This is a genomic window from Streptomyces sp. NPDC013157, from assembly GCF_042899865.1.
GTDB lineage: Bacteria > Actinomycetota > Actinomycetes > Streptomycetales > Streptomycetaceae > Streptomyces.
The window spans coordinates 143,726-164,965 of record NZ_JBIBAK010000005.1; the positions used below are offsets into that span (position 1 = coordinate 143,726).

16 protein-coding genes are annotated in these 21,240 nt (G+C 72.5%); 5 read left to right on the plus strand and 11 right to left on the minus strand.

Annotated features, from left to right (window positions below):
- Positions 1-267: 267 nt before the first annotated feature.
- Complete coding sequence (locus ACFY6U_RS17050) at positions 268-1,047, minus strand: alpha/beta fold hydrolase (RefSeq protein WP_390038895.1); 780 nt, start codon at positions 1,045-1,047, stop codon at positions 268-270.
- Between the two features lie 169 nt (positions 1,048-1,216).
- Between ACFY6U_RS17050 and ACFY6U_RS17055 the strand changes: the two genes are divergently transcribed.
- Positions 1,217-2,311 carry a chemotaxis protein gene (locus tag ACFY6U_RS17055; protein ID WP_390038897.1) on the plus strand — a complete coding sequence of 365 codons (1,095 nt, stop codon included), beginning with the start codon at positions 1,217-1,219 and terminating at the stop codon, positions 2,309-2,311.
- Between the two features lie 66 nt (positions 2,312-2,377).
- Complete coding sequence (locus ACFY6U_RS17060) at positions 2,378-3,403, plus strand: Gfo/Idh/MocA family protein (RefSeq protein ID WP_390038899.1); 1,026 nt, start codon at positions 2,378-2,380, stop codon at positions 3,401-3,403.
- Here the strand turns inward: ACFY6U_RS17060 and ACFY6U_RS17065 are convergent.
- Positions 3,393-5,426, minus strand: a complete 2,034-nt coding sequence (locus tag ACFY6U_RS17065) for a phosphocholine-specific phospholipase C (RefSeq protein WP_390038901.1) — start codon at positions 5,424-5,426, stop codon at positions 3,393-3,395. The genes ACFY6U_RS17060 and ACFY6U_RS17065 overlap by 11 nt on opposite strands.
- Positions 5,427-5,566: 140 nt before the next feature.
- Positions 5,567-5,980, minus strand: a complete 414-nt coding sequence (locus ACFY6U_RS17070) for an SsgA family sporulation/cell division regulator (RefSeq protein ID WP_351494974.1) — start codon at positions 5,978-5,980, stop codon at positions 5,567-5,569.
- Positions 5,981-6,328: 348 nt separating this feature from the next.
- Between ACFY6U_RS17070 and ACFY6U_RS17075 the strand changes: the two genes are divergently transcribed.
- Complete coding sequence (locus ACFY6U_RS17075) at positions 6,329-7,750, plus strand: PP2C family protein-serine/threonine phosphatase (protein ID WP_390038903.1); 1,422 nt, start codon at positions 6,329-6,331, stop codon at positions 7,748-7,750.
- A gap of 73 nt (positions 7,751-7,823) precedes the next feature.
- Here ACFY6U_RS17075 and ACFY6U_RS17080 read toward each other — a convergent pair whose 3' ends face one another.
- On the minus strand, positions 7,824-9,320 hold the full coding sequence (locus ACFY6U_RS17080) for a hypothetical protein (RefSeq protein ID WP_351494970.1): 1,497 nt from the start codon (positions 9,318-9,320) through the stop codon (positions 7,824-7,826).
- Between the two features lie 266 nt (positions 9,321-9,586).
- Here ACFY6U_RS17080 and ACFY6U_RS17085 point away from each other — a divergent pair, with 266 nt between their 5' ends.
- Both ACFY6U_RS17085 and ACFY6U_RS17090 read left to right on the plus strand, forming a co-directional pair.
- A complete protein-coding gene (locus ACFY6U_RS17085) occupies positions 9,587-10,726 on the plus strand; it encodes an aminoglycoside phosphotransferase family protein (RefSeq protein WP_390038905.1) in 1,140 nt (379 codons plus the stop codon).
- 277 nt (positions 10,727-11,003) lie between these two features.
- Entirely contained in the window at positions 11,004-13,028 is a 2,025-nt protein-coding gene (locus ACFY6U_RS17090) for an N-acetylmuramoyl-L-alanine amidase (RefSeq protein ID WP_390038907.1), read from the plus strand.
- 6 nt (positions 13,029-13,034) lie between these two features.
- On the opposite strand, the gene ACFY6U_RS17095 is transcribed toward ACFY6U_RS17090, so the two are convergent.
- The 7 genes from ACFY6U_RS17095 to ACFY6U_RS17125 form a co-directional block, all read right to left on the minus strand.
- Positions 13,035-13,532, minus strand: coding sequence for a hypothetical protein (locus ACFY6U_RS17095; RefSeq protein ID WP_093507815.1), 498 nt, complete (start codon positions 13,530-13,532; stop codon positions 13,035-13,037).
- 328 nt (positions 13,533-13,860) lie between these two features.
- A complete protein-coding gene (locus ACFY6U_RS17100) occupies positions 13,861-16,524 on the minus strand; it encodes an ATP-binding protein (protein ID WP_390038909.1) in 2,664 nt (887 codons plus the stop codon).
- A 131-nt stretch (positions 16,525-16,655) separates the two neighbouring features.
- Positions 16,656-17,558, minus strand: coding sequence for a universal stress protein (locus ACFY6U_RS17105; RefSeq protein ID WP_390038911.1), 903 nt, complete (start codon positions 17,556-17,558; stop codon positions 16,656-16,658).
- Positions 17,559-17,714: 156 nt separating this feature from the next.
- Positions 17,715-17,957: a DUF397 domain-containing protein gene (locus ACFY6U_RS17110; protein WP_351494960.1), complete on the minus strand. Its 243-nt coding sequence runs from the start codon at positions 17,955-17,957 to the stop codon at positions 17,715-17,717.
- A gap of 83 nt (positions 17,958-18,040) precedes the next feature.
- Positions 18,041-19,207: a thiolase domain-containing protein gene (locus ACFY6U_RS17115; RefSeq protein ID WP_351494958.1), complete on the minus strand. Its 1,167-nt coding sequence runs from the start codon at positions 19,205-19,207 to the stop codon at positions 18,041-18,043.
- Positions 19,204-20,250 (minus strand): thiolase domain-containing protein, encoded by a 1,047-nt coding sequence (locus ACFY6U_RS17120; protein WP_390038914.1) that lies wholly within the window; start codon positions 20,248-20,250, stop codon positions 19,204-19,206. Before ACFY6U_RS17120 ends, ACFY6U_RS17115 begins: the two co-directional genes overlap by 4 nt.
- Positions 20,250-21,191, minus strand: coding sequence for a Zn-ribbon domain-containing OB-fold protein (locus ACFY6U_RS17125; protein WP_390038916.1), 942 nt, complete (start codon positions 21,189-21,191; stop codon positions 20,250-20,252). Before ACFY6U_RS17125 ends, ACFY6U_RS17120 begins: the two co-directional genes overlap by 1 nt.
- Positions 21,192-21,240 lie beyond the last annotated feature (49 nt).

The window sequence follows — 21,240 nt, forward strand, 5'->3', positions numbered from 1 at the left end:
CGCAGGCAATTGCCCGAGCGAACCACTTGTATTCAGCACCTATATAACGAGCGTGCGCCCGGGACCTCGGCCGGTCAACCTGGCCGTAACACGAACGGAGTACACCGCCCCCACTTTCGGACGCGTTTTGCCCGCGCGAGCCCCGCGAACCCGCCCCGCACCGGGCTCCGTCCGCCTCGAACAGGCCAAGCGCAAAAAGTTCCCCAAACGGGTCGGCGCCGCGGCTTTCGCCGGGCGCCGGTCACCTGGTGCTGTCGTGGGTTCGCGCTACGCGGCCGGCGTCAGGAACCGGTCCAGCACCGCCGTCAGCTCGGCCGGCCGCTCCACCGGCAGTTCGTGGCCCGCGTCGATGATCCGGACCTCGGCGTCCGGGTACGCCTTGGCCATCCGCAGCATCTGCCCCACCGGCAGCTGGATGTCGTGGTAGCCGTGCACCATCAGGGTGGGCGCGGTGATCTCACCGGCCCGGTCGAGGACGTCGAAGGCCCGCATGGCGCCGTACAGCGTCATGACGACCTCGCGCGGGGTGCCGGCGGACGCGCGGACGTACTCCCGGATCTGCTCGCGCGGGTAGCCGGGGGCGAAGGCGCGCTGGATGTTGGCGGCGACGAACAGCTTGAACGGCACGAGGGTCGAGGCAGCCATCAGCAGGCCGCGGCCACGGCTGTACGTCATCCGGCCGATGGAGTTGACCAGGACCATGCGCTCGACGCGCTCGGGGTGGGCCAGCGCGAGGGTCTGGGAGATCATGCCGCCCATGGAGTGTCCGACGGGGACGAAACGATCCACCTCCAGGTGGTCGAGGAGCGCGACCACGTCCTCGGCCAGTTCGGCGACCGTCTCCACGCCGGCCCCGGTGCTCTCGCCGTGGCCGCGCAGGTCGAGCCGGATCACCCGGCGCGCTCCGGCGAAGTGCGCCACCTGGTGGTCCCAGCGGTGCCGGTTCGCGGTCCAGCCGTGGATGAACACCAGGGGCGCCGCGGCGCCGTCGCGGGGGCCCTCGTCGTCGTACGTCAGTGCCGCTCCGTCGACTTCGAACTGCGGCATGGGGGGCCTCCTGGGGCGTGATCCGGTTACTCCCGGGTACGGTAACGGGCCGTCCGGCCCGCCGTCACCGGCCGCCGGGCCTCAACACGGTTACGGCGCGCGCCGGATCCGACGGCACCGGGGAATTACCCCAAATGCCGCAATGGCGAATCGGCCCTATGGTGCTGATATGGAGCACGCACTCAGTCCTTCGACCCTTGCCGAGCTGCGCCGCCCGCGCCCTTACCCCGCCGTGTCGGTGCTGACGCCGACGCACCGCCGTGAGCCCGACAACGCCCAGGACCCCGTCCGGCTGCGCAATGTCGTGGCCGAGGCGAAGAAGCAGCTGGAGGCGGATCCCGCGGTCACCCGGGACCGGCGCTCCGACGTGGTCAGCCAGCTCGAACAGGCGCTCGCCGAGGTCGATCTGACGTACACCGAGGACGGTCTGGTGATCTTCGCCGCGCCTGGTGAGCACCAGGTGTGGTCGCTGGCCCGCAGCGTGCCCGAGCGCGTGGTGCTCTCGGACACCTTCCTGACCCGCAACCTGGTCTCGGCACACGCCGCCGAGCGCCCGTTCTGGGTGCTCTCGATCTCGGCCGACCGCATCACGCTGTGGAACGGCGGCGTCGACCGCGTCACCGAGAGCCGGTCCGGCGGTTTCCCGATGGACCGCCCGCAGCGGAACTTCGACGCCGAGCGCCAGGAGCAGATCGGGGACACACCCAGCACCTTCCGCGACGAGGACACCAAGCACTTCCTGCGGGACGCCAACACCGCGATGGCCGCGCTGCTGCGCGACGAGCCGCGGCCCCTGTACGTCACCGGCGAGCAGGCCGCCCTCTCCCTCTGGGAGGAGCTCGGCAACGTCGCCAGGCACAGCATCCCCGTACGGCACGGCGGTCTCTCGCACGCCGGCCCGGAGGCCGTGTGGCAGGCGATCACCCCGCTGCTCCAGGCGGAGAACCGCCGGAGCACCGCGTCGGTGACCCGGGAACTCGAGTCCGCGCGCGGCCACAAGGCGTTCGCGGCCGGTGTCGACGAGGTCTGGCAGAACGCCCGCGAGGGCCGGGTCCGGCTGCTCGCCGTCGAGGAGAACTACCGCACCACGGTCCGCGACGACGGCGACCACCTGGTGCCGGCCGTGAGCGGTGACCTCGACGCCCGCGACGACATCGTGGACGAGATCGTGGAACAGTGCCTGGAGACCGGCGCCGACGTCCGCTTCGTCCCCGACGGCACTCTGGGCGACGAGAACGGCATCGCCGGCGTGCTGCGCTACTGACGAGCCCCTCATCCGGCCGACGTAGGCTCTGGGCCGTCATCGTCGGCCGAGAGGGAGTGTGTGGGCGTGGCTGAGTTGCTGGGCGTCGCGGTGCTGGGTGCCGGACACATGGGGGCCGACCACATACGACGACTGGACCAGGTGATCAGCGGCGCGCGGGTGGCCGCGGTGGCCGACCCCGACCTCGACCGCGCCAAGGAGGCGGTGGCCGGTCTGGACGGCGTCACCGTGCACGCCGATCCGCTGGCCGCCCTGGCCGCGCCGGGTGTCGACGCCGTGCTGATCGCCTCTCCGGGCCCGGCGCACGAGGAGCCGTTGCTCGCCTCCTTCGAGCGTGGGCTCCCGGTACTGTGCGAGAAGCCCATGGTGCCGGACTCCACCGGTGCGCTGCGGGTGGTGGACGCCGAGGCGAGGCTCGGGCGCAGGCTGGCGCAGATCGGGTTCATGCGCCGCTACGACGCCGAGTTCGGGCGCCTGAAGTCGCTGCTGGACGGCGGAAGCCTGGGCCGGCCGCTGATGCTGCACTGCATCCACCGCAACGTGTCCTCGCCACCCGGCTTCACCAGCGCCATGCTCATCAACAGCTCGGTGTCGCACGAGATCGACGCGGCCCGCTGGCTGCTCGGCCAGGAGCTGACCGCGGTGACCGTGCTGCGGCCTCGGCCCTCCGCGGGCGCCCCCGAGGGGCTGCTCGACCCGCAGCTGGTGCTGTTCGAGACCGACGGGGGTGCCGTCGTCGACGTCGAGGTCTTCGTGAACTGCGGCTTCGGTTACCAGGTGCGCTGCGAGGCCGTGTGCGAGCGGGGCAGTGCCCGGATCGGCGAGGACCACACCATGCTGGTCACCGCGGGCGGCGGCGCCCGCGAGGAGGTGGCCCAGGACTACCTGGTGCGGTTCGCCGACGCCTACGACCGCGAGGTGCAGGCCTGGGTGGACGCCACCCGGCAGGGCCGGGTCACCGGACCGGGCGCCTGGGACGGCTACGCCTCCTCCGTGGTCGCCGAGGCCGGGGTCCGGGCGCTGGAGACCGGCGGCCGTACGACCGTCGAGCTCGCCCCGCGCCCGGACCTGTACGCGGACCTCAGCCGCTGACGGAGGCGGCGCCCGTCTCCAGATGGCCGGTGAACCGGCGCGACCAGGTCGCGTCGGAGTCCACCGTGACCGTGAAGTCGTACCAGCCGCCCTGGTACGCGACGGCGTTGAAGTAGTCCTCGGCCGAGGCACCCGCCGCGACCGTGTACGTCCAGGGGCCGTCGGTGCGGTAGTTGTTCGAGGTGATGGTGAACTTCACCGGCCCGGAGCCGGTGTTGGCCATCTTGAACCAGACGGCGAGCTTGCCGGTGCCGGGCTCCACGGCGTAACGGGTGCTCACCTCCGCCGACTTGCCGGCCTTGGTGGCGTCGCCCTGGAAGCGGCGCAGGAAGCGGTTGGGGCCGGCCATGGTGATGTCGTACTTGCCGGCGCCGTACCCGGTGCCGATGTTGAAGTAGTCGGAGGCGGTGGAACCGGCGTCCACCGTGTACTGCCATGGGGTGGTGTCCCGGTAGGCGTTCGGGTGGAGGGAGAAGTGGGCCGCCCGGGTCGCCGGGCTGCCCTGGTTGGCCATGGTGAACCAGGCGCGGACGGTGCCGGCGGTCCCGAACTCCAGGTGGTCCAGGTAGCCGTTCGGCTGGTAGGGCAGCGCGCGGGCCGGTCGGGTGCCGGACTCCTGGGCGGGCAGGGCGTTGGTGGTGGGCACCGGGTTGGGCAGCGGGCCGCAGGAGGAGTAGCCGATGACGCCGGTCGCGGGCAGGGAGACGGCGCCGTAGACCGGGTTGGCGAAGTCGAAGACGCCGGTCAGGTCGCCGCTCACGGCGCGCCGCCAGACGCTGATGTTGGGGCAGTTCGCGGGTTTGCCGAGGGCCGCCGTCCAGGTCTCCAGGAAGCGCAGCACCGAGGTGTGCTCGAAGACCTCGGAGGAGACCCAGCCGCCGCGGGTCCAGGGCGAGATGACGATCATCGGGACCCGGAAGCCGAAGCCGTAGGGCACGCCGTTCAGGAACTCGCCGGCCGTGCCGGCGGGCGGGGCCGGGGGCGGTACGTGGTCGAAGTAGCCGTCGTTCTCGTCGTAGTTGAGGAACAGCACGGTGGAGTCGAAGACGTCCGCGTCGGCGGCGAGGGCCTGGTAGACCAGGCTGACGAAGTGGGCGCCGTCGCCGGGCGGGGCGTAGGGGTGCTCGGAGAACGCCTGGTTGGCGACCACCCAGGAGACCTGCGGGAAGGTGCCGGCGACGACGTCGGCCTTGATCGCGGCGGCGATGTCGTCGGGGGTGGAGCCGGTCACCGCGGGGACGGAGGACATGCCCCGGTCGCGGAGCGGGTTGCCCGCTTTGGCGTTCGCGAAGTTCTTGAAGTACGCGCAGCCGTTGTCCCCGTAGTTGTCCTGGGCGTTCTGGTAGACCTTCCAGGTCACTCCGGCGCTCTGCAGGGCCTCGGCGTAGTTCTGCCAGGTCAGGCCCGACTCGTCGCCGCCGTCGTAGCTGGACGAGTCGACCTTGCCGCTCCACAGGTAGGTGCGGTTGGGACCGGTGGCGCTGAGGGTGGAGCAGAAGTAGGCGTCGCAGATCGTGTAGGTGTCGGCGAGCGCGTAGTGGAAGGGGATGTCGGCGCGGTCCAGATAGCCGAGGGAACGCACGTTGCCGACGCCCGCGACCCAGTTGTCGAGGCGGCCCTTGTTCCACGCGGAGTGCTGGGAGGACCAGGAGTGGGGGAGGTCGCCGTTGCACTGGGCGAGGGTCTCGCCGTCCTTGCCGCCCGCGTCGGGGGTGGCGCTGAGCTTCCACGGGTACTGGCGGCCCGTGCCGTTCGGCTGGTTGAAGACCGGATAGCCGCCGCTCAGGGTGATGCCGCTGCGGTCCGCGAAGCCGCGGACGCCCTTGAGGCGCCCGAAGTAGTGGTCGAAGCTGCGGTTCTCCTGCATGAGGATCACCACGTGCTTGACGTCCGAGATCGTGCCGGTCGCCGTGCTCCGGGCCGCGGCCGCTGCCGCGGTCCGTGGGCCGGCGGCACCCGCTGTCATGCCCGCCGCCACGGAAGCGCCCAGTCCCACGAAGCCTCTTCGGCTGATCGGTGTCATTCGCCCCGTCCTCGTCACCGGTGCGCCCGTGCGGCACACCGCGCGCCAGGGTGCACGGGGCGGTCGGCAGGCTCCGGGCCCGATCGGTGAGGCGGGAGTGAACAAGAGTCAAAGTACGGGTCGGTAGCGCCCCGTACGCCTCACACGCCCCCGAACAGCGTGCTCAGCCCCCGCTCCACGACGGCCTCGACGTCCTCCTGCCCCGGGGCCACCACCTCGTGGGTGCGCTGCAGGAACCGGAAGAGGGCCTGGGTGTCGAACTGGAGCAGGGCGAGGCCGTGCGGCGAGTGGAACTCCACGGCCGTACGGCCCGGGCCGCAGGGCCAGATGTGGACGTCCCCGCGCCCGGCCGGGGCGCTGAGCCCCTGGTCCAACAGCGAGCGGGCGAAGGTCCAGGTGACCTCCTCGCCGCCGAGGGTGACCTCGGCCGGGAAGTCGACGAAGACGGCCAGCGGATCACCTGAGGTGTACCGGAGCGTGGCGGGCACCGGGACCTCCTCGTCCTCGGCGGTGATCAGCCGGGCCCGGGCGGGTTGCTCGAAAGTGATGTCCATGCCTGTAGGACTCCGGGAAGGCCCCTCGCATGACGCGAAATCCAGACAGAGTTGCCGCGGTTGGCCGAGACCGCGACACTGTGAACACAGAGGCGTCGAACAACCGCCCGAGCGCGACCCGGAGACCTCATGGCGCCCGTCAAATCGCGTAGCCCCACTACGACTTCGGCCACCGGGCGCGTACACCTTTCATAGGGGTCGACCAGCCCATGAAGACTCTGGCATATGCCAGAAGCACCACCGTATCGTGTGTTGCCAAATCCCTTACGGGGCGTCGCGGGCTGTGCAACAGTCGTAACCGGTCCCACCGTCCGCCTTGGCCGTACAGTCCCCGCATCGGAGTGCGTCATGCCGTCCCATGTCTCCGCGGACCGCCCCGCAGGCCAGCCGCCCGGGCGCGGCTCGGTCGAGGCGTTGATATCGCAGACGCGGCGGCTCAAGGGTGACGTGGACGCGGTGCGGCGGGACACCCGGAGCTCGGGTTCGGACCCCGAGGAGCGCTGGCAGCGGGCCCTGTACGACCTGGCACTCCATCAACTCAACGACCTGGACGAACACTTGGCACAGCTGCGGGACGGACCGGCCCCGCTGCCGGCCGGTGCGGAGGCGGCACCCGCCCGCAGCTCCGCGCCCGCCCCGGGCTCGCTGCTCAGCCGGGTCGGCAGCGCGGAGTGGAACCTCCTTACGGACGAGGCCAGTTGGTCCGGCGAGCTCTACCAGATCCTCGGCCGTGACCCGGCCGCGCCCGCGCTCACCCTCGACGAACTGCCGTCCCTGGTCCTGGACGAGGACCGGCCCCGGCTCACCGCGATGGTCACCGACTGCCTGGTCGACGCCAAGCCGATCGACGGCGAGTTCCGTGTCCTGCGGCCCGGCGGGAACGTGCGGACCGTCCACATGATGGGCGAGCCCGTCCTCGACGGCGACGGCAGCACCGTCTCGATGTGGGCCGTGCTGCGGGACGTCAGCGAACTGCGGCTCAGCCAGCGGACGGTGCGCGAGAGCCGGGACACGATGCAGCGGCACCGCCGGCGGGCCGAGACCGAACAGCGGCTCGCCGTCGAACTCCAGGAGGCCGTGCTGCCGCCCGGGCGCGGTGCCCTGCGGCTGCCGCGCCGGGGGCCGGGCACGCTCGACGTCGCCGCCCGCCACCTGCCGTCCGGGGCCGGCACCCTGCTGGGCGGCGACTGGTACGACGCGCTGGAGCTGTCCGACGGCGACACCCTGCTGAGCGTCGGCGACCTCACCGGACACGGCGTCGCCGTCGCCTCGGGCATGACGATGCTGCTGGGCGCCGTACGCGGTATGGCGATGGCCGGCACCCAGCCGGGGCAGCTCATGTCCCTGCTGAACCAGTTACTCGACGCCACCGTGCAACCCGCGCTGGGCAGCGCCGTCTGCTGCCGCTACCGGCCCGCCACCCGCACCCTGACCTGGGCACAGGCAGGACACCCCGCCCCGCTGCTGTTCCGCGGCGGGACGGGGTGTGCGCTCAGCGCGCCGGACGGCGTGCTGCTCGGTGTCACCTCGGGAGCCGGTTACGGGCAGGCCGAAGTGACCCTGGAACCGGGCGATCTGCTCCTGCTGCACACCGACGGGGTGGTGCCCGGGCACAGCGGAGCGGACTCTCTGGGCGCGCTCCTCGGCCTGGGCCCGCGGTTCGGGGCGGCGCGCACCGCCCAGGACTGTGTCAGGGCCGTGGTCGAGGAGTTCGGCGAGAGCGAGCGCGAGGACGAGGCCTGCGTGCTCGTCGCCAAGGTGGGTGAATAGGAAGAACAGCGACGGGCAGCGGCTGCCGCCCTGACGTCATCAGCCGGTTCGTGCCGAGCGCGCAGGCTGCTCCCTATGCCTGTGCGCTGTTGTGGTTCCCCTTGCTCCTGGCCTTCGGCAGGGCCAGCTTGATCTCCTCCCGCAGTTCCTGGATCCTCGGGTAGCCGGCGTACTCGGCGGTGAGCCGGTACATCTGGCGCAGCCTGTCCCAGGTGCGGTGGGAGGAGTTCGACCCCATCGACATCAGGGCCAGCCGGGCGTAACGGTCCGCCTGCTCGGGGTCGTCCGCGATGAAGCAGGCGGAGGCCATGGACAGGAAGTCGAAGATCTTCGACCGCTGGCGGCCGTCGATCCGCAGGGCCAGGGCCTTCTCCGCGTAGTGCTGGGCGTGCACGGCCGCGGCCGGGTCGTGCTCGGCGAGCGTGCGGTAGGCGAGGGCCTGCATGCCGTACAGGTCCTCTTCCCTGAACATCTGCATCCAGCTCGGCGGCGGCACGTCGCCCCGGTCGGAGACGAAGAGGTCCTCCGCCTGGCCGAGGGTGCGGCGCATCGCCTGGCCCTTGCCCATCGACGCCTGTGCCCAGGCCTCGATGGTGTACAGCATCGCCCGGGTGCGCGGCAGCACCTCGTCGCCCGAGCCGGACTTGGCGAGCTTCATCAGGTCGAGTGCGTCGTCGGGCCGGCCGAGGTGCACCATCTGGCGAGCCGCTCTGGAGAGCGCCTCCCCGGCACGCGGCCGGTCGCCGCCCTCACGGGCCGCATGGGCGGCGATGACGAAGTACTTCTGGGCCGTGGGCTCCAGGCCGACGTCGTGCGACATCCAGCCCGCGAGGACGGCGAGGTTGGCGGCGACGCCCCACAGGCGCCGCTGGAGATGCTCGGGGTGGCGGTAGGCGAGCATGCCGCCCACCTCGTTGAGCTGTCCCACCACTGCCTTGCGCTGCAGTCCGCCGCCGCGGGCCGCGTCCCAGGCGCGGAACACCTCGACGGAGCGCTCCAGTTCCTCCATCTCCTCGGACCCGATGGGGGCGGCCTCGTAGCGGTCGAACCCGGCGGGGTCGGCGTGCAGAGGATCGTCGAGGACGGGGGCGTCGGCCTTGAGTGTGGGGTCGGTGTGCAGCCACTCGTACATGGCGCTGCTGAGTACGGATCCCGCGGTGAGCGCGGCACCCGCACCCACCAAGCCGCGTCGGTTGAGCATGAGGTCCATTCCCGTGAATTCGGTGAGGACCGCGGCGGTTCGTTCGGGCGCCCACGGCATGCCGTCGGGATGTTCCACGTTCCCGTCGTCCGGCCGTTTTCCCGTACGCCCGTGCCGTACCAGACCGAGGTCCTCGATGGTCACGACACGGCCGAGACGCTCGGTGAACAGGGCCGCCAGCACCCGCGGCACCGGATCGCGCGGGATCTCTCCCGTGTCGATCCACCGCCGCACCCGGGAGGTGTCGGTCGCCAGCTGGGGGTGGCCCATGGCCGCCGCCTGCCGGTTGACCAGCCTCGCGAGTTCGCCCTTGGACCAGCCGGCCAGGCCGAACAGGTCCGAGAGGCGGGTGTTGGGTTCTCCGGTCACGTCAAGCCCCCAGGTTCTCGGCTGAGTTGACAGTAGCCCGGTGCCGGTTGCCGGGCGACTATTCGCCACGGTTCGCCAGGGTGCGCCAGATGGTGTGCCACTGGGCAACGGGTGTCAGGTAGGAACGCGCCACCCCGACCCGGTCGCCACTCGACGGGCACACTCCCCAGGGTGTGCCCGGGCGGCCGGGACGGGCTCGGCGCGAGAACCCCTCACAGGACTTCTCAGGCAGGCACCGCAGGTACACGAAGGGATCTGTATCGCCCATGTACGCAGCATCGTCCTCCGTGTCCGCTCCGCCCCGGTCGCTGCGCCCCCGCCCGGCGGGCGGCGGACCCTATCTCGACCCCGCGCGTCCCGGGGCCGCCGTACCGGTCGTGGGCCGGCAGCGGCGCGCCGCGGGTCTCGGCACCCAGCCCCTCAGCGGGAGACTCGACCTCTCCGGCCCCCAGGGGGCGCAGCTCCGCACCGCGATCGCGTCGGTGCACCGGATCTGTCCGGAGTTCGCTCCGGTGCAGGTCCTGCGCCGCACCGGGCGGTCCGTGATCCTCGTCGGGACGACGGGGCGCAGCACGGCCGTGGCGAAGTGTCTACTGGACCACTCCCCCGCCTGGGCGGAGCGGACCCGCCACGAAATAGCCGCATACCGCTCGTTCGTCCGGCACCGGCCGCCGATCCGGGTGCCGAGGCTGATCGCGGCGGATCCGGACAACTGCACACTGGTGATCGAGCGGATGCCCGGCCGGGTGGCGGCGATCCAGCGCCACCCTGTGGAGGCTCCGCCCCGGGCGGACATCCGGGCCGCGCTGGGCGCGATCTGCCGGCTGAACGCGTGGCGGCCCCCGGCGGGCACCTTCGACGCCCCGGTCGACTACCCTGCCCGTATCGCCCGGTACCACGAGCTGGGTCTGCTCACCGACCGGGACATGGGCGACCTGCAGAAGCTGCTGCACGGCATCGCGGTCGCGGCGGGCCGCCAGGGGATGGGCCAGTTCTGCCACGGCGACGCCCTGCTCTCGAACATCCTGCTGTCCCCGGCCGGTCCAGTGCTGGTGGACTGGGAGCACGCGGGCTGGTATCTGCCGGGGTACGACCTGGCCACGCTCTGGTCGGTCCTCGGCGACGCCCCGGTGGCGCGTCGTCAGATCAGCCAGATCGCCCAGTCGGCGGGGCCGGCGTCCCGGGACGCCTTCCTGGTGAACCTGATGCTGGTCCTCACCCGGGAGATCCGGACCTACGAGACCGCCGTGCAGCGTTCGATGCACGACGCGACCCCGGCGGCACCGGGTACGGCCCACCCGGGCGCCGCGCCGACCGGCGAGGAACAGCGGCTGCTGCTCCGGCGGCTGCACGACGACTGCCAGCTGGCCCGCCGGGCCGTGCGCGCGGCGGTCGGCACTCGCTGACGGGGACGAGGATCCGCGGTGCGCTCAGGGCAACTGCGCACCGCGGATCCTCGCATGTCCGGGGGTGTCTCCCGGGAGGTCGGGGACGCCCCACTGGTGTACGCCACTGACGCCCCGCAGGCCTGCGGGCCGCCACCGCGAAACTCCCACGATCATCGTATGACGTGGGAATTCCAGTCTCTCTGGGCATGATTGACGGATCGTCGGCAAGCCGGTACCACTGAGCCACGCTCAGCCCCGCACGCCCCGTCGCGCCCCATCGCCCCAGGAGGCTGCATTGCGAGGATCCGTCACCGAGCCCGCACCCCCGCACCGCGGCAGACGTACGCGCAGGACGGCCGGGGCCGTCGCCGCCGCGGCTCTGCTGCTGCCGTTGCTGGGCGCGGCACCGCCCCCGGACACCGGCGAGTCCGCCGCCGGGCTGCTCCAGCGGGCGTTCGCGTCCGCCGCCACCGAGTACCACGTACCGCAGAGCGTGCTGCTCGCCGTCTCCTACCTCCAGTCCCGCTGGGACACGCACGCCGGCGCGCCCAGCGTGACCGGCGGCTACGGCCCGATGCACCTCACCGACGCGCGCACCGCGCTGGCGACGGCCACCGAGCACTTCGCCCACGGCACCGAGGACGCCCGTGGCGACAGCGCCCGCCCCGCCCTCCGCCCCAGCGTGCAGGTCCCGCAGGACTCCGCGCTCCCGGCCCGCCTCAAGACCCTGCCGAAGGCCGCCGCGCTCACCGGGATCCCGGCCGAGCGACTGCGCACCGACGCGGCAGCGAACGTGGCCGGCGGCGCCGCCCTGCTCGCGGCCGCCCAGCGGGACCTGCACCAGCCGTTCAGCGCCGATCCGGCGCACTGGTACGGCGCGATCGCCCGCTTCTCCGGGGCCGACGACACGGCGACCGCGGCGGCGTACGCCAACGAGGTGTTCGACGTCCTCCACACGGGCGAGGAGCGCACCACCGACGCCGGACAGTTCGTCGCCCTCGCCGCCCAGCCGGGGCTGCGGGCCGACACCGCGCAGCTGGAGCTGACCGGGCTGCGCGCCACGGCGGCGGACGACGGGACGGAGTGCCCGACAACGGTGTCGTGCGAGTGGATCCCCGCGCCCTACGCGCAGTTCGGGGACGACGACTACGGCAACCACGACCTCGCCGACCGGCCGGCCTCGCAGAGCATCAAGTACATCGTCATCCACGACACCGAGGGCTCCTGGGACACCACCCTCAAGCTGGTACAGGACCCCACCTATGTGTCATGGAACTACACCATCCGCTCCACCGACGGTCTGATCGCCCAGCACGTCAAGGCGAAGGACGTGGCCTGGCACGCGGGCAACTGGTACATCAACGCGAAGTCGATCGGCATCGAGCACGAAGGCTTCCTCGCCTCGCCGGACGCCTGGTACACGGAGGCGATGTACCGCTCCTCGGCCCGGCTGGTGAAGTACCTCTCCGAGCAGTACGGCGTCCCGCTGGACCGGCAGCACATCCTCGGCCACGACACCGTGCCGGGCCCGACCACGTCCTCGATCCCCGGGATGCACACCGACCCCGGCCCCTACTGGGACTGGCGGCACTACTTCGAGCTGCTGGACCACCCCTTCAAGCACAAGGCGGGCAAGAGGCACCGGGTGGCGGCGGGCGGTGTGGTCACGATCCTGCCGGACTACGCCACGAACCAGCCGACGTACACCGGCTGCGTCACCAAGGGCCAGCCCTGCGCCGCGCACGGGTCCGGCGAGGTACGGCTGTACTCCGACCACGACGAGAACTCGGCCCTGATCAAGGACATCGGCATGGGCACGACGCCGACGACCGACGTGAACGACCTCTCCTCACGGGCCTCCACCGGCCAGCAGTACACGGTGGCGGACACCTGGGGGGACTGGACGGCGATCTGGTACCTCGGGCAGAAGGCCTGGTTCGAGAACCCGGCGAGCGCCCCGGCGGCGGTCGGCTCGACCGGGGTGGTGATCACGCCAAAGGCGGGGCTGACCAGCATCCCGGTGTACGGCCGCGCCTATCCGGAGGCGTCCGCGTACCCCTCCGGGGTACCGGTCCAGTCGGTCTCCCCGCTGCCGTACACGATCCCGGCGGGCCAGAGGTACGTGGCCGGTGACGAGGTGCCGGGCGAGTACTACTACGCCGTCACCTTCAGCACCGACTCGCACAAGGTCGTGGTCGGCAAGGACCTGTACTACGAGATCCAGTACGGCCACCGGATCGAGTTCGTCCGTGCGGCCGACGTCGACGTGGTGCCGGCCGCGAAGACCGGGCGGCACCACGGCCACGGCCACGGAAAGTAGCCGGCCTCAGCCCTGCTGGAAAAGCTCCGCCGGGAGCGGCTTCAGCAGGGCGTACAGGTCGTCGGTGATCGGACGGTCCCAGGCCGCGATGGTCACCAGGACGCCGTCGCTGCGGTCGAACTGGACGCAGGAGATCCGGCTCTCGGAGAGCTTGAGACGCCGCACGATCAGCAGGTTGTCGCCCTGCAGGACCGGCATGTCCTCGGTGCCGACGACGGTGACGTCCTCGTCGTTCTCCAGCGCGAGGAGGAGCTGGCCGACCTCGAAGGGGATCTCGCCCTCCTCCACCTCGCGGGCCGGGGAGCCCTCGGGGAGATTGCCGATGATCATCGCGGGGCCGCGGCCGCCGAAGAGGTCGTAGCGCAGGAAGACGCCCTGGCAGGTGCCGTCGGGGGCGGGCAGCAGCCCGGCACCGAGGTTGCCGGGCCAGTCACCCGGGTCCATGGCCAGAACATCGAATTCGGGGCCGGCGGGAGTGGCGCTGCGGCGACGGAGGAACGACATGCGGTCCATGGTACGGGGCCCGGGTTGTGGGGCGGGGATCAGTGCGGGGTGCGGGTCGGCCGACGTCTGTGCGGCGCGCTTGAGCCGTCGGCACTCTTGAGCCGCCGCGGCGGTGCTCAGCCACGACGGTGGTGTTCGGCGGTGCCGTGCCGGGCGGCGGTGACCGCCGTGGTGGGTGGCGGTCCATTGCCGGGCGCGGCGCCATCGTGGCTTGTCGCGCAGTTCCCCGCGCCCCTGGGGATGTCGCAGTCGACGCCCGCCGTCCCACCCTGGGTATGCCGCAGACGACGCCTGCCGCACGCCCCGGGTGGGGCGATGTCGGTGCCTGCTACAGAGTTGCCGCTTCCGTCGCTGCCAACTCGGACCGTGCCGCGGCCGCCAAGCCGTCGGCGCCGCACTGGCGGGCGGTTTCGAGGCCCCGGCGCAGGTGGGCGGCGTCGTGGAGTTCGGTGCCCAGCGCGACCAGGGCGCAGGCGAGCTCGTAGGCGGCCGGGGAGCGGTCCAGGTGGGCGACCGACTCGCGCAGGTATGCCAGGCGGGCCTCGCCCGACGTGACCTCTGCCGCTGTGCGCAGGGCCTGGCCGATCGCGGACGGGGCGCCGAAGCGGCGGGCGCGGGTCAGGGCGTCCAGGGCCGTGGTGAGGGCGCGTTCCGGAGCGTCGTGGGCCTCGGCGCGGGCCAGGTGGAGCTGCCAGGGGCACCAGGAGGGGTTGCGGATGCCGCGTGGTTCGAGGCGGCGCCCGGCCGCGGAGAGTTCGGCCGCCGCGTCCTTCGTGAGACCGCGGGCGAGGAGCAGCTCGCCGTAGACCGTCTGGGCGTCGGGGAAGACCACGGCCGCCGGGAAGGGCTCCCGGAAGGCGTGGTCCTCGGCGAGGCGGGCGGCCTCGTCGGTGCGGCCGCGGGCCAGCAGGGTCTGGATCAGGATGCCGACGGCGTACCAGTGGGCCGGGGTCCCGGGGCCGACTCGTTCGGCGAGGCGCAGGCCGGAGCGGGCGTGTTCCTCGGCCTCGGCGAGGCGCCCGCGCCGGTAGCGGACGTAGCCGAGGAGGGTGTACGCGAAGGAGAGGTGGGCGCCACGCCAGCCCTGGCGTTCGAAGTCGGCGATCCCGGCGGCGAAGAGTTCCTCCGTGCGGTCGGGCCGGTCGGCGTACATGAAGGCGAGGGCGACGAGGACGGGGACCTCGAACCCGCGGTCGGCCTCCGCCCAGCCGAGGCCGCCGGCCAGGGCGCGTTCGGCGTGCTGGAGGGCGACGTCGGCGGGTTCGCCGCGCTGGACGGCGTCCCAGGTGCGCAGTCCGATGACGTACCGCTCGGTGAGGTCGCGGCCCCGAAGCCGGTCGGCGAGCCGGGTCAGCCGACGGGACCGGGAGGGGTGATCGGGTTCGTCGGCGCGGAAGGCGTCCCACATGAACTGTTCGGAGAGCATGCGGAGCCGTACCCGGGCGTCGCCGGTCACGTGGATCTCGCGGGCGAGGGTCTCGGAGGCCTCGGCGAGGCGGTCGCTGTGGGCGAGGACCTGGGAGAGGCGGTAGACGATGTGGTGGCGCAGCGCGGGCTCGGCGATGGGTTCCTGAAGGGCCGCGCGCAGGTGGTTGACGGTGGTGGCCGGTTCGGTCAGGAGGGAGGCGCTGCCCAGTTCGTGGAGGACTGCCGCGCGCTCCTTGGCGGGCGGGGGTTCGCGCAGGGCGCGGGCGAGGTAGGCGCGGGCTGTGTCGGGGGCGCCGGCCCGGAGCGTCTCGCCGGCGGCGGCGCGCAGTTGCCGGACGACCCAGGTGTCGCCCTCGGGGTGGGTCTCCAGGAGGTGGCGGGCGGCGGCGGTGGCGCCCTGGCCGTCGTCGGTCACGCACCAGGCGGCCTGGCCGTGCAGGGCGACCCGGGTGGCGGGCGGGATGGCCCGGTAGACGGCGGTGGCGATCAGGGGGTGGACGAACTCCAGGGTCTCGGCCCCGGTGAGGACGCGGGCGCCGCGCAGGGCGTCGGCGGCGTCGGCGGCCTCCTCGTGGCCCAGGCCTGCGACGGCGGCGGCGAGCGCGGGATGGATCTCGGTGCCGAGGACGGCGCAGGCCCAGGAGAACCGGACGGCGGAGGGGCCCAGGCGTTCGAGGCGGGCGATCAGGCCGCTGCCCTTGACGGCGGCGGCGAGGTCTCGCAGCAGGGGTGCGCCGGCCTCGGTGGGGTCGAGGCCCCGGTCGTGGACCTTGGCGGTCAGCTCGACGGCCTCGAAGGGGTTGCCTGCGGTGACGGTCCAGCACTCGTGGCAGAAGGCGTCGTCGGCGTGGTCGCCGAGGCTCTCGCGGACCAGGCCGGCCACGGCGTCGGCGCTGAGCGGTTCGAGGCCGTGCGGGCGGCCGCCCGCCCGTCCGGGCAGGCCGCGGAACGCGTCGGCGTGCTCGGGGAGTTCGTCGGGCCGGTAGGCGACGACGACGAGCAGCGGGAGTTGCTCGGCGCGCGGTGCGAACGCGGCGAGCCAGCCCAGGGATTCGGGGTCGGCCCAGTGGGCGTCGTCGAGGACGAGGACCATCGGGGCCTGGCGTACGGCGAGATGGGTGAGCACCCAGTCGAGGCCGTCGCGCAGGCCCTGCTGGTCGGGCGGGGCGCCTTCGGTCGGGGCGCACAGGCCCAGGGCGGGGCCGACGATGTCGTACCAACTGCCCAGTGAGGCGCGGAGTTCGGCCTCGGGGGCGCCGGCGAGGCGGGGTTGCAGGAGCTGGCGGGCGACGTGGAAGGCGACGCGCTGTTCCTGGTCGCCGCCGCGCGCGGAGAGCACGGTGCAGCCCTGGGCGGCGGCGCGGCGGCGGACCTCGGCGAGCAGGGTGGTCTTTCCGATGCCGGCCCGGCCGGCGAAGGCGAGCAGCGCGCCGAGCTGCCGGTCGCCCGGTGCCGCGCCGTCCGTGCCCAGGCCGGTGAGCTCGGCCAGCGCCTCGTCGACGGCGGCGAGTTCGCTGTCACGCTCGTAGAGCGTCCGTCGGTTCCGCAGGACCCGCTGTCCCATGACCACCCCCCGCCACGGTGGTACGCGAGCGCGGGGGGCGGGCGCGCACCGTGGCTTGCAGGCAGCTCAGCGTACGCTTCACCGCGGTGATCCGCTCCCTACTGACGGTAACTGGGCGAAGGCACTTGACATCACTCCTGCGGCGGCGACGGCGGGACCACCGCGACCGGGGCGGCCGCGTGCAGCAGCACGGCGTGGGTGACGGAGCCCATCATGCGGGCCGGGGCGAGCAGGCGCCGGCGGTGCCGGCCGACGACGACCAGCGCGGCGTCCTTCGAGGCGGCGACCAGCAGGCCGGCCGCGTCGCCGGGCAGCGCGAGGACGTCGGCGCGCAGGTTCGGCCGGTCCTTGAGGTGCGGGGCGAGGAAGCCCTCGGCGAGGGTGCGGGTCTCCTGCTCGACCTCGTCCCGGTCGACGGTCGGCGGGACGAGTTCCCCGGCCGCGAACCAGCTCTGCACCGGCCACGGGTAGGCGGCGATCACCTGGAGCCGGGCGCCGCGCCGGTCGGCCTCCGCGAAGGCGAAGGCGAGGGTGGCGTCGTCGGGGCTGTCCACGTCCAGGCCGACGACGACCCGGGGCCCTGGCTCGGCGGGCAGTTCCTCGTGCACCTGCCGCCCGGGCCGGGGTACGACGACCACCGGGCATCCGGCGTCGCGGGCGGCGGCCATGCCGTTGGAGCCGAGCAGCAGGCCGGCGAAGCCGCCGCGGCCCCGTGAGCCGAGCACCAACAGCTGGGCGTCGGCGCCCAGTTCGGGCAGCAGCGCGCTCGGGGCGCCCTCCAGGGCGACGTACTCGACGGTCAGTCCGACGGCACCGGTGCACAGCCGGCCCCGGACCTCGTCGAGCACGGGGTCGCCCCCCTCGTCCGGTTCCCCGGCGACCAGGACGTCGGGCTGCCCCCAGGCGGCGTACTGGCGGACGTGGACCACCCGCAGCGGTGCGTCCCGCTGCCGGGCCGCCTGCACGGCCCAGTCCAGGGCGCGCAGGCTGTCGTCCGAACCGTCCGCCGCGGCGATGACCGGCGCAGCGCTCATCGTTCCTCACCTCCGGAATACGACCTTCCCCGTCCGGGGCCAGCCTGTCTCAGGCGGCGGCCCCGGAAGGGCGCTGCTGGTCACGTGTCCGGAAATCCTTGCGGAACACCCCCTGGTTCACCTCTCTGCCGCAACGGCGGCACCAGGAGCAGGCGCTCAGGTGAGGTCGAACTCGCCCTCCCGGGCCCCCGACACGAAAGCGCCCCATTCGGCGGGGGTGAAGATCAGGGAAGGGCTCTGTGGGCTGCCGCTGTTGCGCATCGCGATGAATCCCTCGACAAAGGCGATCTGGACATCCCCCAGGCCCCGGCTGCTGGACTGCCAGTCGGCCCCGCTGAGGTCCAGCTCCGGCTTGTCCCAGCCCACTGCCCGCTGCTGCTGGATGGTGCTGTCGGCCACGTCCGTGCTCCTCCCGAATTCGTCGTCCGCGGCCAGCCTAGCTTTCGGTTCCGGCACTCAACAGGCCACGTGAACGGGTCCTTTCAGTTGTCGGGGGCGGCGGCGCCGACGAGCCACATGGAGAAGAACTGGGAGCCGCCGCCGTAGGCGTGGCCGAGCACCTTCCGGGCGCCGTCCACCTGGTGTTCTCCGGCCTGGCCGCGCACCTGAAGGGCGGCTTCGGCGAACCGGATCATCCCGGAGGCGCCGATCGGATTGGTGGACAGGACACCGCCCGACATGTTGACGGGGAGGTCACCGTCGAGTTCGGTGACCCCCGATTCGGTGAGTTTCCAGCCCTCGCCCTCCTCGGCGAAGCCGAGGTTCTCCAGCCACATGGGCTCGTACCAGGAGAACGGCACGTACATCTCGACGGCGTCGATGTCCCGGCGCGGGTCGGCGATCCCCGCCTGCCGGTAGACGTCGGCGGCGCAGTCCTTCCCGGCCTGCGGCGACACCGCGTCCTTGCCGGCGAACAGGGTGGGCTCGCTGCGCATGGCGCCGCCGAGCATCCAGGCCGGCGGCTTCGCGGAACGGGCGGCACCGGCGCGGTCGGTGAGGACCATGGCGCAGGCGCCGTCGGAGGAGGGGCAGGTCTCCGAGTAGCGGATGGGGTCCCACAGCATGGGGGACGCCTGGACCTTCTCCAGGGTGATGTCGTGCTCGTGGAGGTGGGCGTAGGGGTTCTTGAGCGCGTTGCGCCGGTCCTTGTAGGCGACCAGCGAGCCGACGGTGTCCGGGGCGCCGCTGCGCCGCATGTAGGCCCGCACGTGAGGTGCGAAGAAGCCGCCCGCGCCGGCCAGCAGCGGCTGCTGGAAGGGGATCGGCAGGGACAGCCCCCACATGGCGTTCGACTCGGACTGCTTTTCGAAGGCGAGGGTCAGCACGGTGGAGTGGACGCGGGCGGCGACGAGGTTGGCCGCGACGAGCGCGGTCGAGCCGCCCACCGACCCCGCGGTGTGGACCCGCAGCATGGGTTTGCCCACCGCTCCGAGCGCGTCTGCCAGGTACAGCTCGGGCATCATCACGCCCTCGAAGAAGTCGGGCGCCTTGCCGATGACCACGGCGTCGATGTCGGACCAGCCCAACTCGGCGTCTTCGAGGGCGCGTTGCGCGGCCTCGCGGACGAGCCCGGCGATCGACACGTCCCGCCGGGCCGCCACGTGCCTGGTCTGGCCGATCCCTACGACGGCCACGGGTTCCTTGCTCATCGCGGATCCCCTTCGAGTACGGCGACCAGGTTCTGCTGCAGGCAGGGCCCGGAGGTGGCGTGGGCGAGGGCGCGGTCGGACTCGCCGCGGTGGATGCGGGCGGCGGCCTCGCCGATGCGGATCAGCCCGGCGGCCATGATCGGGTTGGCCGCGAGGGCGCCGCCGGACGGGTTCACGCGCACGTCGTCGCCGAGCCGCAGCGCCTTGCGCAGCACGACCTCCTGCGAGCTGAACGGCGCGTGCAACTCGGCGGTGTCCACGGGCCGTTCGAAGGCGCCGGCCCGCTCGGCGGCGAGCCGGGCGGAGGGCGAGTCGGTCAGGTCACGGACGCCCAGGCCGTGCGCCTCGATGCGGTGGTCGATGCCCCGGATCCAGGCGGGCCGGGCGCACAGTTCTCGGGCCCGCTCCCCCGCCGCGAGGATCACGGCGGCGGCGCCGTCACCGATGGGCGGGCAGTCGCCGGTGCGCAACGGCCGTACGACGTAGTCCCCCTGTGGCACCGGACCCCTCAGCTGTGCATGGGAGTTGGCTTGCGCGTCCGCCCTGCTCCGGGCGCCGACGGCGGCCAGCGCGGGCTCGTCGGTCTCGCCCGCGTCGATGAGGGACTGGGCCTGGAGGGCGGCGAGGGCGACGGAGTCCGGCCAGAGGGGGGCCACGTAGTAGGGGTCGAGCTGGCGGGTCAGCACGTCGCGCACGGAGCCGGGTGAGGACTTGCCGTAGGAGTAGACGAGCGCGGTGTCGGCGTCCCCGGTGAGCAGCTTGGTCCAGGCCTCGTACAGGGCCCAGGCGCCGTCCATCTCGACGTGCGACTCGGAGATGGGCGGCCAGGCGCCGACGCCGTCGAGGGCGAGGGTGAAGGAGAAGGCGCGACCGGCCAGGTAGTCGCTGGAGCCGGAGCAGGTGAAGCCGATGTCGGCGGTCTTCAGCCCGGTCTGTTCGAGTACGTCGTGCAGCACGGGCATGAGCATCTCGACCTCGGAGAGGTCCTCGCTGGTGCGGCGGTGGTCGGTCTGCGCGAAGGCGACCAGTGCTATGTCACGCATCACAGCAGCTCCTTGTACGTCTCGTAGTCCGCGTCCGGCTCACCGGTGGGCCGGTAGTGGTCGGGATAGCGGGCCCCCTCGGTCCACACCGGTTCGACCCTGAGCCCCATCCGCACCTGGTCGTAGGGGATCCCGCCGATCCGGCCGTGCAGGGCGAGGCCGGCACCGTCGAGGGCGATGTGCGCGTAGACGTACGGCACCTCGATGTCGAGGTTCTTCGCCTTGATGTTGACGATGCAGAAGGTGGTGACCGTGCCGCCGGGACCCACCTCGACCTGTTCCGATGTGGCTACCCCACATGTGGGGCACGCCCCCCTGGGCGGGACGTACACCTTCCGGCAGGAGGGACAGCGCTCACCGAACGTCCGGCGGGACGACAGGGCGTCGATGTAGGCGGACTGGGCGCGGCCGGGCGAGTAGGTGTAGTCGAGGCGGGCGTGGGCGACGATGCCGTGGACGGCCTCCTCGAACTCACCGCTGTGCCCTGTCACGTCGGCCGGTTCACCGTCGTACGGCTCGAAGCAGGCGATGTCGGTGATGGCGCCGGACCGCTCGCCCGCCCAGCGGACGCGGACCCGCATCCCGGTACGGACGGTGTCGGGGCCGGGGACGTCGAGCGCGTGCAGCAGGGCGGTGTCGGCCCCGTCGAGCCGGACCATGACCCAGGCGAAGGGGGTGTCCAGTGGCTGGCCGCGGCGCGGTTCGTGGTTCCAGGCCCAGGTGGTGACGGTGCCGGTGGGCGCGACCTCGACCAGGTCCCGGATCTCCTCGGCGGTCACGGGGTCGTACTCGACGGGTGGCACGAGGACGCGGCCGTCACCGCTCTTCACCCCGAGGACGACACGCTCACGCAGTCCGGTGAGAAAGGCACTCTGGACGGGGCCGAGGGACCGGGTGAAGGGAAACTCGACGACGAGGGGGGCTTTGAGGACTTCGGGCATAGGGGCTTGCCTCCTTGAGAAGGTCGATGTGCAGCGCCCCGTAAGGGGC